We start from the raw sequence: 10,706 nt of genomic DNA, 5'->3' as shown, positions 1-10,706 counted from the left end.
CAGCTCAATCGCAAGAGGGTTCGAATCGAGCAGGCTCCCCGGCTTGCTTGTGCAAGCCTCCCGGCGCGAAGACGCTATTCCAGCTCAGAGCGCGCGGTTTCGATCCGTGACTCGCGCAGGAACGCCACGAAATCGGTGCCGCCGGTCCCGGTCGTGCCGGGTCCGACATGGGTCGTCGCCTGCTTGACGATATATTGCGAGGTGAGGCCGATATGCTTGCGTCGGAAGGCATCGGTCGCAGCGATGCAGGCATTATAGGCATCGCGCAAGGCGGGCGTGCCCTTGGCTGCGCGCTCGCGGATCGCGCTCGCCTCGCCGAGGGCTGCGACGAAGGCGCGATGGCGCGGCGGCATGTATTGCCGCATGGCGTCGAGGAAATCGCGCGTATGCGCATGCTCGTGCCGGATGCCAAGACCGGCGTCGATGGATTGCAGGAGCGAACTTTGCGCCGCGCTGCCGCCAGCCCAGACCTGCGGCGGCAAGCCGGTGCCGGCATAGGTCAGCCCCGGTGCCGGCCATCCGGCGAGGAAGGGCCGGATGCGGTGATAGAAGACGTAGGGTCGCAGCGCTCGGTCAGGCGCATCAGCGCGGCGTTCATCTCCCGGAGACCCGCCTCGAGCGAACCCAGCCGATCGGCCAGCGGTTGATCGCTGTCGTGGCGTGACGCGTTGACCGCGGCCGTCAGCGCCGCGACAGCCGGGGCGCCGGCAAGCTCCACGCCCAGTGTAGCGAGATAGAACCACTTCTCGTCAAACGATCCGGTGAAGACAAATTGGGTGTCGAGATTGTCGAGCGCGGGCGGTCGCGACCGATCGAGCCGTCGCCAATTGTTCAGGACGAGCGTCGCATGCATCACGATCGGTGGCCGACCGATGCGCTGCGACAAGGTGACGAGCGGGACGGCGATGTTGCGGGGCAGGGTGAAGTCCGGCTCCGTCCCGCCCCAGACATACGCCATGGTCAGCGCCGACAGGATCAGCACGGCGCGCTCCTGTTCGGCCTCGCCGGAGAGCGCATCCACATCCATCTCGGAAAGCGCGGCGATCCAGCGCCGCACCTCGCGGTTCATGATCAGCGCCGGCAGGATCGGTACCAACTCGTCGAAAGCCGCATAGCGCGGCGGCAGTGCATCCAGCGGGTCGGTCTGAGGCACGAAGCCGCGTTCAGGGCTGACGCTGAATTTCGCAGGATCAAGGGGTGAACTGACGCGCATCGGGCCTCATGGTTGGCCGGGCGGCGGCGAATTTCAAGGGGCCGGCGGCATCTGAATCCGAGTGCATTGGAGATCGTAAAATGCAAGGAGCCGCGACCCCAGACGATCGCGGCTCCTTGGCAGCTCGTGTGATTGCTATCGTTGCCCGCGATCCAGCGGTCGATCAGTTGGCCTTCGCCTTGTTGTAGTAGGTCAGATCGAAATACTTGGCCGGATCGGTCAGTTGCTTGCGCGGCTCGCCGTACTGGCTGCGCAGTTGCAGCACCGTTTTGACGCCATCGACATCCAGCACGGCCCCGCGCGTGAAGCCTTTGGTCGGATGCAGCAGCACGTCGTAGGATCGTGCTGCCTGTTCCTCTGTGAGGTTCGGCGCATTCTTGCGCAGGATGGCAATCGCCTCTGTCTTGTTGGCCGGGTCGAACAGCCAGTCGAGCGCTGCCGTATAGCCCCGGATATAACCGATCAGTTCCTTCTCGTTTTGCTTCGCCCAGCTGCGGCGGGTCGCCCCGACGAGGCCTTGATAGCGGCCGAGCGCCTCATCGGCATTGGCGAGCCGCTTGAAGCCCTGCGCTTCGGCACCGACCTCGAACGGTGAGATCAGCAAGGTTGCGGCATGCTCCTTCTTCAGAAGGGCCTGGAACCGCTGGACCACGCCGCCGGCGCTGACGAATTCCACGTCGTCATGCTTCAGTCCGGCATTTTCCAGAAGCTTGCGCAGCACGAAGGCATAGCCGGTGGTCAGCGCATCGACCGAAATCTTCCGGCCCTTGAGGTCGGCGGTATCCTTGACATCCGGCGTCGCGACAAGGCGGAGGAAACCATTGTCTCCGCCCATGAATGCGAAGATGTCCGGCTCGACCTCGGTCTTGGTCGCGCCCTGGCCCTCGCTATAGGCGATGACATTGTCGATCGCGGTCATCGCGATGTCGAACTTGCCTTCGATCAGGCCCTTGAGCTGGAACTGCGAATTCGGCGTCGGCACCACCTTCACCTCGACGCCGTTCTTCGCGAAGAAGCCCTTGTCCTGCGCCGCCCAGATCGGCCAGTTGAAGCCGCCGGGGAACACGATGACTTCAAGAGTCTTCGTCGCCTGAGCCGCTGCAGGGGTCACGCCGAGCGCCATCGCCAAGACTCCCAACAATCCTGCAAAACCGATCGTCCTCATTGGTCTTCCTCCTGCCTTGTTGTGTTCTGGTTAGAGAGAGAAGTGCGTTACACGATCGTCATGTGGAGTTCGCCCACGCCCTCCGCGGTTGCGACGACATGATCGCCGGGATGCAGGAATTCGCCGCGCGGCAGGCCGACCCCGGCCGGTGATCCGGTCAGGATCACGTCGCCCGGCTCAAGCGTGACGAACTGGCTGATCGCGGCGATCTGCTCATCGATCCGGTAGATCATGCCGGCGGTCGAGGCATTCTGCTTGATCGCCCCGTTCACCGACAGCGTGATCGTCAGATCGTGCGGATCGCGAATGAAGGCGGCCGGCGTGATGACGGGACCGAGCGGCGTCGTCGCGTCCTGGCCCTTGCCCAGCAGGAAGTCCGCCTTGAAGAAATAGTCCTTGGGAAAGAAATAGTCGCGCGCCGTGTAATCGACGGAGACCGAATAGCCAGCGACACCCGCCATGGCGTCGGCGCGCGAGACCTTGCGCATCCGCGTACCGATGATCACCGCGAGTTCGACCTCCCAGTCGAATTGCGAACAGCCGTCCGGGATCGGCACCGGGCCGGGTCCGGTGAGGGCCGTGGTGGGCGGCTTGATGAACATCACCGGCCGCTCGCCCTTCGGGATCACGGCGTTCATCTCACGCAGATGATCTTCGTAATTGGCGCCGACAGCGATCAGCTTGTTCGGAAACTGGATCGGCAGAGCGAGATCGGCCTTCGCGGCCGGCACCGCGAAGGAGGCTGGCACCCGACCCGCTGCGGCAGCGGCCGCGAAGTCCTGCAGGGCAGGAAACGCGACCGGCCAGTTCACGAACACGCCCTTGATGTCGGTGTCGAGCCCGGCGATGCCCACCTGTGCCGCCGCCGCGAGCGGCCAGAAGGCATCGCCAACGCCAATGGCCGGAGCCTGGACCGCACCGAAGCGCAAGGTCGCGAGCGTGAAGGGCGTTGTCATGGCTGATCGACCGGCTACATCATCACCTCGGGGATCGGCGAGCGGTTCCACTCGTCGGCGGAATAGGGATCGGTCACCGGCCAGGCGCGCGGAACATAGGTCGCGTCGTTGAGGATGATCTCCTCTTCGGCCGAATATTCGATGATCGAGCCGGTATAGTCGTTGAAATAATACGCGACATTGTGGCCCGGGCCGTGGCGCACCGGTCCCCATAGCAGCTTGACCTGGCGGCCCTGCTTCATGCGCTCGTAGGCGGCGTGGATCGCCTGCGGGTTCTTCAGCGTGAATTGCACGTGATGCAGCCCGTCATATTGCGAGCGCGCCACCGCATAGCAATGGAACAGGGTGTGCGAGCGGAAGAAGCCGAGCACCGGGATGCCATCCGGCGCCACGATCCGCGCCGATTCCTTCAGGCCCATCACCTTCGATGCGAATTCATATCCTCCACGCACGTCCGTTGCGCGGACCACCACGTGATCGAAAGAGATCGGCGCGGGCGCCGTTTGCGGCGCCGAGACCGCGGCGCCCATCGGGACCGGTGTGTTGACGCCGGTCGTCAGTTCGATGGTCTGCCCGCTCGGGTTACGGAAGCGCAAGGCCGGACCATGCCGCCACATCGGCGATTGATCGAGCCGGTCGGCCGGAATGTGCGATTGTTCGAGGAGTTCGGCCGCGGCCAGCAGGTCTTCGATGTCATGTACGACATATGAGATGTGGTCGACGCGGCCCTGCTGGCCGCGCGTATAGACAAGCGAGTAGGGGTCAAGGCCGTGGGCGCTGAGATAATGCCGGCCTTCCTTGTCCACGTGGACGAGATAGAAACCCATATTGTCCTGGGCAAAGCGCGCAGCGGCAGCGGGATCGTCCGCCTGCAGCGCGATGTAATTCCCGCGATCGATCCCGAGCGGGCGCGCGGCGTTGAAGGGGCCCAGATATTGCGCAGGCGAGTCCGCGGTTTGGAAATTGTCCATGGAGTACTTCCTTTTTCGGCTATTGCTGTTGGTCCGGACCGTCACCCTTTGGCAGGGCGCTGCTCCTTGGCGATATCGTCGATGACCTCGATCACCGCGGCGACGTCATGCCCGCCGAGGCCGTTTTTGATGCCGCGTTCGTAAAGCCCTGAGGCAAGATCGAAGAGCGGCGTTGCGGCGCCCGCGCTATCCGCCATGTCCTCGATATAGTCGAAATAGTGCGACAGCATTTCGAACGTGCCCTGCGGCGGGATGAAGTTCTTCTGCACCATCCGCGGCGCGCGGATCGGAAACAGCACCGAGCCGCCGCTGCCTGCGGAGATCGCCTTGATCATCATCTCGGGATCAAGGCCGGCCTTCAGCGCGAGTGAGACCGCTTCGCCGATCGCGGCGGTGTTGATCGTGACCAGCATATTGTTGACGAACTTGATCTTGCTGGCCGCTCCGAACGGGCCGAAATACATGCAGATATCGGCGAAGGTCTTCACCACCGGCTCGATCGCCTTGCAGGCCTCGGCATCGCCCGCGAGATAGATCGGCGCCTTCTTGGCCGCCACCATGCCGGGCGTGCCGCTGACCTCGCCGTCGAGGAAGATCGCGCCTTTTTCGGCAAGGCGGGCGACCTGGCGTTCCTTCGCGGGCAGGGGATGCGAGCCGAGTTCGGCGACGATCTGGCCCTTGCGCGCGGTCTGCAGCAGGCCGTCAGGTCCGGTCACGACCGCATCAAGAGAGTCGCCGCCCGGCAGGCAGGAGAAGATGATGTCGGCCTCCTGCGCGATCTGCGCGGGAGATTTGGCCGCGACACCGCCGAGCTTTTCGAACTCGGCGAGGGAGCTGCGCCGATAGCCAAGAACGCGATAGCCGCTGGCGATCAGGTGCTTGCTGATCTCGGTGCCGATATTGCCGACGCCGATAAAGCCGATGGTCTGCATATTTCCTCCCTTATTCGTCTTATTCGTCCGCGCATCGTTGGGCTCAGCTGACGCCAAGCGTGCATTCGGCAAAGTTCAGGGTGAGGGTCATCGACCCCTCCATGAAAATCCATTCCTTGACGTCGAAATCGCGCAGTCCGTGCAGGTAGAACGGATCTTGGCCTGCGAGGCGGCGGGCTTCGCCGGCATCCGCGACGTTGAACAGCGCCATGCCATTGCCGGTCGGTGCGCCGTTCTCGTGCATGATGGGACCTGCCGCGAACAGGACGCCCTTGCGCGCGAGTTCGGTCATGTATGCGAAATGATCCGGCAGAAGCGGTGCGAGCTTGTCCGGCGCGACCTTGCTGACATAGGTCACCATGAAGAGTTTCTTGCGCAGCATGCGGCTCGTGAGCTGCGCGACCTGCTGCTGCAGGGTGGGTGCCGCGGAGGCGGATGGCGTTACAGCCGCACTTGCGGCTGGCCGTGGACGCACGGGCCGGTTCGCAATGCGAGGAAGCCGGACAGCGTTGCGCGCTGTCCGGCGATTGCGCAGCGGCGGCTTACTGCTTCTTCGCCGCTTCATACGGATAAATGAGCTTTCCGTTTGCGTATTCCTGCGGCCAGATCACAACCCAGTTTTTCGGATCGGCGGCCTGGGCGACGTCATTTCCGGTCACATTCTGCCATTGCGTCAGGAGCGGCCGAGGCTTGGCCCATTCGCCATTCTTGCCGAAGGAGACTTCGCCGGCGATCGTCTGGAACTTGTTGCTACGGATATAGTCGGCGATCTTCTGATGATCGAGACTCTTGGTCGCTTCCACCGCCTGCGCCAGGACCTGACCGGCCGAGTAACCGTAGGGCAGGAATGTATATCCGAACGGATCGATCTTTTGCCCCTTGGCGCGCTCGCGGTATTTGGCGAACGCATCGGCCGCGCCCGGCATCGTTTGCACGAAGCTCGGCACGAAGACGTCGGCCGCGTTGACATAACCGTTCATCAACGGCCCGAGCTGAACGCGCAGCGGGGTGGCGAGAAGGCCGATCATCGTGCCGCCCATCAGCTTGGGCGAGAGCCCGGCTTCCGCGGCGGCCCGAATGAAGCCGACGGTGTCCGGCGGATAGGAGCTGACGAACACGATGTCGGGATTGGCGGCCTTCACCGCTCGGACCACCGGCGTAAGGTCGGTGATGGTCGGCGGATAAAGCCGGTCATAGACGATCTGCAGGCCGGCGGCCTTGGCATTGGCGCGCGCGCCGTCGGTGGCGTTCTTGCCGAATTCGGCATCGGCGCCAAGGATCGCGACGGTCTTCGGCTTCGGATTCTGCGCGGCCGCGACCTCGAAGAAGCCGCGGGTGAATTCGTGAATGGCGTTTTCGCCATACGGGATCATCGAGAAGTAGTTCTTGTAATTGATCTCGTGATTGGAGGCGACGCCCAGAATTCCGATCGTGGTGAGATTGCGCGGGGCCAGCGCCGGCAGCGCCGCCGCGATCACATTGGTCCCGTATGGTCCAATCAAGAGGTCGACTTTATCGACATCGACCAGCTTCGAATAGATGCCCGGCGCGTTCGCCGGTGAACCCTGATCGTCATAATAGACAAGCTCGACCGGACGGCCGAGCAGCCCGCCCTTGGCATTCACGTCGTCGCGCCAGATTTGCAGCGCCAGCAGCACCTGTTGCCCGGCGGGCGCGGTGTTGCCGGTCAGGGTCATGCTGAATCCGACCTTGATCGGGGCGGGCGTCTGCGCCGATGCAGGTGCAACGGCAGCCATGAAAGCTGCCGCTGCGAATGCAGCGAACGTCTTGAGCGTCATCGTTCTCTCCCTTTGGAATTCGCTTTGTTTGTTTCCCGATCAGCAATTTTGCAGATCGGTCGATTGCGGTCCAGTGTTGATCGAACCCCTCTTCGTTCGCGCTACGTCACGCCGCAGCCGGTTCAGGCGGCGCGGCGTTCCAGATGCTTGCCCTGGAAGTTCGGCGCCACTTCCTTCATGAAGCGGTCCATCTCTTCCTTCACCTGATTGTGCGGCTTCATGCCGACATTGAAGTAGAGGATGACTTCCTGGAAGCCCGCGGCTTCAACCTTCTTCAGGATTTCGGTGATCCGCGCCGAGTTTCCGATCAGCACCGAATTCTCGGTGAGGTCTTCCGGCTTCACCTTGTGCAGCCGCTCGACCATGTCGATGAAATAGCGGTAGCTCGGGGGCGCGGTGCGCGGATCGCCGGGGAATGACGGAATGACGCATTCCTTGTAGTAGCGGATCTGGCGGGCGCGTTGCGCCTTCTCGCTGGCCTCGTCGTCGGCGAAATGGGTGAAGTAGCTGCACATCAGCCGGTGCGGCTTGGTGCCGTATTTCGCGCAGCTCTCATGATAGAGGTCTGCAACCTGCTTCAGTCCGCCGAAGCTCATGGCCGCCGCGAAGGGCGCGACGATCAGACCGCAATTGAGCCGCGCGGCGAGCTCGATCGAGGGCTTGGAGAACGACGCCACATACATTGGCATCGGATTCTGCAGCGGCTGCGGGGTGATCCGCACGTCCTCGAACTGATAATGCTTGCCCTTGTGGTCGATGCGCTTGCCGCCCGAATTCCAGAGCGTGCGCACGACCTCCATGCCTTCGTCGAAGATCGACTGGTTGTCCTCGAACGAGACGCCGAACGGAATGTATTCGCGCCGGTCATAGCCACGGCCGGCAGCGAAATCAACGCGGCCGCCGGAGAGAAGATCGAGGGTTGCCCATTGTTCGGCGACGCGGATCGGATTGTGCAGCGGCAGCACGGTGACCGCTGGGGCGAGACGGATATGCTTGGTCTGCGCCGCGATATAGGCCAGCACCATTTCGGGCGACGAATTGACGCCGAGCGAATTAAAGTGATGTTCGCCGATCCAGGCCGAATGCATGCCGAGCTGGTCGGCATACAGCGCTTCCGCGGTGAGATCCTGCACGAACTGGTTTGCGTCGCGCGTGTTGCCCTCATAGTGGTTGTCAGAGAGGGTGAAATATCCAAATTCCATGCTGGTTCTCCTTGAGCTTTTTGTTTCTTGCGGTCGGCGCGCCGGTCGATGTCAGCCGACCGGCACCACCCAGTCGACGCCATCTCCGAGCCCGACGGTGTATTGGCCGTCCTGATAAAGCAGCGGAGCAACCTGGCCGCGCACGGCCACCTGAAGCACCTTGCCGATGACGATGGAATGGGTGCCATAGCTCGATATGGCGTCGGCCTCGCAGAAGATGTTGGCCTGGGCCGGAATAAGGTACGGCGTGTCGTTGTCGTCGCTCGCCCATTCACCGCACAGGAAGCGGTCGCTGCCATGGGTTCGGCCGCTGAACGCATCGGCAATCTCGATCTGATGCGCGTGCAGGATGTTGACGCAGAAGCGGCCGGACCGGATGACCGGATCGTGCAGGCGCGAGTTGCGGTTGACGCAGAACAGCAAGGAGGGCGGCGTCATGGAGACGGAGGTCACCGAGGTCACGGTGATGCCGTGCCGCACGCCCTCATGGACGGTGGAAATCACGCTGACCGCACTGGTCAGGCGGCGCATCGCAGTGCGGAACCGGCCGTGCAGATCGTGCGGAAGCTCGCTCATCGTGCGTTCCCCGTGCGAGCCACCTGGGGCCCGGTTATCGTTTGCGCGACAATACTTGCATGTGCAATAGTTGTAAATGCACGATTTGGACAGCAGGGCTGACCTTTTGACACGGTATCGCCGCCTCGCATAACAGCAGGACGCCATCAGGAGCGCGGAATGGTTGACCGCCCGCAACTCGATCTGTCGGATTACCTGCCGTATCTGATCAACCGTGTCGGCGCCGGCTTCGTCACGGGATATGAGCCCGAACTCGCGCCGCACGGCCTGTCCATCGCCATGTGGCGCGTCCTCGCCGCGCTGTCGGTCAATGGCAGCCAGCGGCAGATCGACGTCGCGGAGACGTCCTCGATCGATGTTTCGACCATGTCCCGGCTGATCACGCGGCTGGTCAACCTCGAGCTGGTCAGCCGGACCCGGTCCGATACCAACAACCGCGAGGTCAGCGTGGAATTGACCGCGAAGGGCCGTGCGCTGGTGAACCGGCTGATTCCGCGGGCGCGTCAGCTCGAGGCCGCGGCGACCGCGGGCATTCCCGCTGCCGATCTCGCGATCACCCGCGAAACCTTGCGGCGGATGTACCGCAACATGGCCAAGGACGAGACGGACGATCGCAGCGCGCAAGGCGAGACTGACCGCGCGGCATCGCGCTGAGACGTGCCGCGCTTCCGGGCGGCTGCGGGGGCTCGTCTCTCTTAGCGCCAGCGCTGCGCAATCAGGTGATCGAGCGAGAGCTTGCCCGGGCCCTGCGCCATCAGGAGAAGAAAGCACGCCGCCCAGGTGCCGTGCGTAGGCCACGCATCCGGATAGACGAAGATCTCGATGACCAGCGTCATGACCAGCAGCGCGAGCGCCGACAGCCGCGTCGCCAGCCCGAGCAACAGCAAGACCGGGAAAAGGTGCTCGGCGAAGGTTGCGAGATAGGCGGCGAATGTCGGCTCGATCAGCGGCAGCTTGTATTCGTCCTTGAACAGGAACAGCGTCGCGTCGCTGACGTGCCAGCCGTCCACCTTGGTCTGCCCCGAGCGCCAGAACACCGCCGCCACCGACACGCGCGTGATCGCCGCGACGAACCAGTACGGGACCGCGGCCATCAGCGCGTTGCCACGCATGATCAGGCCCGATGGCCCGGTCTGCGGGCGGATCGAAAGCTGTGCATCGGTCATGATGCGATGTCCTTGTGTGATCCCGTGCGATCACGGTCATCCATTGCGAAAGCCACGATCGCTCCGGCATCGATCAGGAGGGCAAGGCTGGCCGTGAGATCGAAGCGCGCATCGCTTGCTGCTGCCGCTTCGCTGGCGGTCGCGAGAGTCGCTTTGTCTCGCAAAGCCGCGATGAAGGTCGCGCCGCCCGGCGGCAGGACGCGCACGGTGACGTTAAAAGAGGGACGCATCACCATGGCGTCTTCGGGCGCGCTCTGGTTAATCGGACCGAGCGCGATCTCGCCGGCATTCATGCCCCAGATCGTCACGATCGGATAAGCCGAGCGCACAATCTGGAGCGACGGGTGCAACGTCAGTCGCAAGAGGCCGGCGTTTTGCGAATCGATCTTTGCGAAAGCTGTCGGCGGCAGGGGCCCGGCATCTGCGGCGTGATAGGCGCGGGTGCGCGCGGCTTCGAGCCGTGCGACATCGGCAAGATAGGGCAGGGCGGCGGCCGGTTCGAACCCTTCAACGAAGTTTCCAAAATCGTCGCCATAGCGATGCAGGATTTTCGATCGCGGCGGATGGGCGGTTACGAACACGCGCGCCATCGCGGCGAAAAATGCTTCGCCCACGATCCGCTCGGTCACCGGGAACTTCGCGCGCAAGGCATTGATCAGACCGGCCACGACATTATTGCGGTAGATGGCAAAGCGCTGCTGCGGCCCTCGCGCATTGTGCGAGGTG

11 protein-coding genes and 1 pseudogene are annotated in these 10,706 nt (G+C 63.3%); 1 reads left to right on the top strand and 11 read right to left on the bottom strand.

All coding sequences use genetic code 11. The features are described from left to right. Positions 1 to 74: 74 nt before the first annotated feature. The 9 genes and pseudogenes from VN004_RS18155 to VN004_RS18115 all read right to left on the bottom strand — a co-directional run bounded on the left by VN004_RS18155 (position 75) and on the right by VN004_RS18115 (position 8,814). A pseudogene (locus VN004_RS18155) lies at positions 75 to 1,213 on the bottom strand (hypothetical protein). Positions 1,214 to 1,376: 163 nt separating this feature from the next. Then, positions 1,377 to 2,378, bottom strand: a complete 1,002-nt coding sequence (locus VN004_RS18150; protein WP_325613018.1) for an ABC transporter substrate-binding protein — start codon at positions 2,376 to 2,378, stop codon at positions 1,377 to 1,379. Positions 2,379 to 2,425: 47 nt separating this feature from the next. Then, on the bottom strand, positions 2,426 to 3,334 hold the full coding sequence (locus tag VN004_RS18145) for a fumarylacetoacetate hydrolase family protein (protein WP_325613016.1): 909 nt from the start codon (positions 3,332 to 3,334) through the stop codon (positions 2,426 to 2,428). A 14-nt stretch (positions 3,335 to 3,348) separates the two neighbouring features. Next, on the bottom strand, positions 3,349 to 4,305 hold the full coding sequence (locus tag VN004_RS18140) for a VOC family protein (RefSeq protein WP_325613014.1): 957 nt from the start codon (positions 4,303 to 4,305) through the stop codon (positions 3,349 to 3,351). 41 nt (positions 4,306 to 4,346) lie between these two features. After that, positions 4,347 to 5,237 carry an NAD(P)-dependent oxidoreductase gene (locus VN004_RS18135; protein ID WP_325613012.1) on the bottom strand — a complete coding sequence of 297 codons (891 nt, stop codon included), beginning with the start codon at positions 5,235 to 5,237 and terminating at the stop codon, positions 4,347 to 4,349. Between the two features lie 43 nt (positions 5,238 to 5,280). Further along, entirely contained in the window at positions 5,281 to 5,712 is a 432-nt protein-coding gene (locus VN004_RS18130; protein WP_325613010.1) for a YciI family protein, read from the bottom strand. 67 nt (positions 5,713 to 5,779) lie between these two features. Next, positions 5,780 to 7,036: an amino acid ABC transporter substrate-binding protein gene (locus VN004_RS18125; RefSeq protein ID WP_325613008.1), complete on the bottom strand. Its 1,257-nt coding sequence runs from the start codon at positions 7,034 to 7,036 to the stop codon at positions 5,780 to 5,782. A 122-nt stretch (positions 7,037 to 7,158) separates the two neighbouring features. Further along, entirely contained in the window at positions 7,159 to 8,238 is a 1,080-nt protein-coding gene (locus tag VN004_RS18120) for an LLM class flavin-dependent oxidoreductase (protein ID WP_325613006.1), read from the bottom strand. A gap of 51 nt (positions 8,239 to 8,289) precedes the next feature. Beyond that, the gene (locus VN004_RS18115) at positions 8,290 to 8,814 is read right to left on the bottom strand and encodes a flavin reductase family protein (protein ID WP_325613003.1); all 525 of its coding nucleotides are present in this window, start codon (positions 8,812 to 8,814) and stop codon (positions 8,290 to 8,292) included. 159 nt (positions 8,815 to 8,973) lie between these two features. Here VN004_RS18115 and VN004_RS18110 point away from each other — a divergent pair, with 159 nt between their 5' ends. After that, entirely contained in the window at positions 8,974 to 9,468 is a 495-nt protein-coding gene (locus VN004_RS18110) for a MarR family winged helix-turn-helix transcriptional regulator (protein WP_325613000.1), read from the top strand. 41 nt (positions 9,469 to 9,509) lie between these two features. On the opposite strand, the gene VN004_RS18105 is transcribed toward VN004_RS18110, so the two are convergent. Together VN004_RS18105 and VN004_RS18100 are read right to left on the bottom strand one after the other, a co-directional pair. Next, the gene (locus tag VN004_RS18105; protein ID WP_325613020.1) at positions 9,510 to 9,926 is read right to left on the bottom strand and encodes a DoxX family protein; all 417 of its coding nucleotides are present in this window, start codon (positions 9,924 to 9,926) and stop codon (positions 9,510 to 9,512) included. 50 nt (positions 9,927 to 9,976) lie between these two features. Continuing rightward, a partial coding sequence (locus VN004_RS18100; RefSeq protein ID WP_325612997.1) for a DNA-binding domain-containing protein occupies positions 9,977 to 10,706 on the bottom strand: 730 nt, incomplete at its 5' end.

The organism is Pseudorhodoplanes sp. (assembly GCF_035565855.1).
Classification (GTDB): Bacteria; Pseudomonadota; Alphaproteobacteria; order Rhizobiales; family Xanthobacteraceae; genus Pseudorhodoplanes.
This window is presented reverse-complemented; position numbering and strand designations above follow the sequence as displayed.

Bases quoted from the DNA above. Each gene is read 5' to 3' on its own strand.
- VN004_RS18150 (WP_325613018.1), bottom strand. From the start codon at position 2,378: ATGAGGACGATCGGTTTTGCAGGATTGTTGGGAGTCTTGGCGATGGCG.
- VN004_RS18145 (WP_325613016.1), bottom strand. From the start codon at position 3,334: ATGACAACGCCCTTCACGCTCGCGACCTTGCGCTTCGGTGCGGTCCAG.
- VN004_RS18140 (WP_325613014.1), bottom strand. From the start codon at position 4,305: ATGGACAATTTCCAAACCGCGGACTCGCCTGCGCAATATCTGGGCCCC.
- VN004_RS18135 (WP_325613012.1), bottom strand. From the start codon at position 5,237: ATGCAGACCATCGGCTTTATCGGCGTCGGCAATATCGGCACCGAGATC.
- VN004_RS18125 (WP_325613008.1), bottom strand. From the start codon at position 7,036: ATGACGCTCAAGACGTTCGCTGCATTCGCAGCGGCAGCTTTCATGGCT.
- VN004_RS18120 (WP_325613006.1), bottom strand. From the start codon at position 8,238: ATGGAATTTGGATATTTCACCCTCTCTGACAACCACTATGAGGGCAAC.
- VN004_RS18115 (WP_325613003.1), bottom strand. From the start codon at position 8,814: ATGAGCGAGCTTCCGCACGATCTGCACGGCCGGTTCCGCACTGCGATG.
- VN004_RS18110 (WP_325613000.1), top strand. From the start codon at position 8,974: ATGGTTGACCGCCCGCAACTCGATCTGTCGGATTACCTGCCGTATCTG.
- VN004_RS18105 (WP_325613020.1), bottom strand. From the start codon at position 9,926: ATGCGTGGCAACGCGCTGATGGCCGCGGTCCCGTACTGGTTCGTCGCG.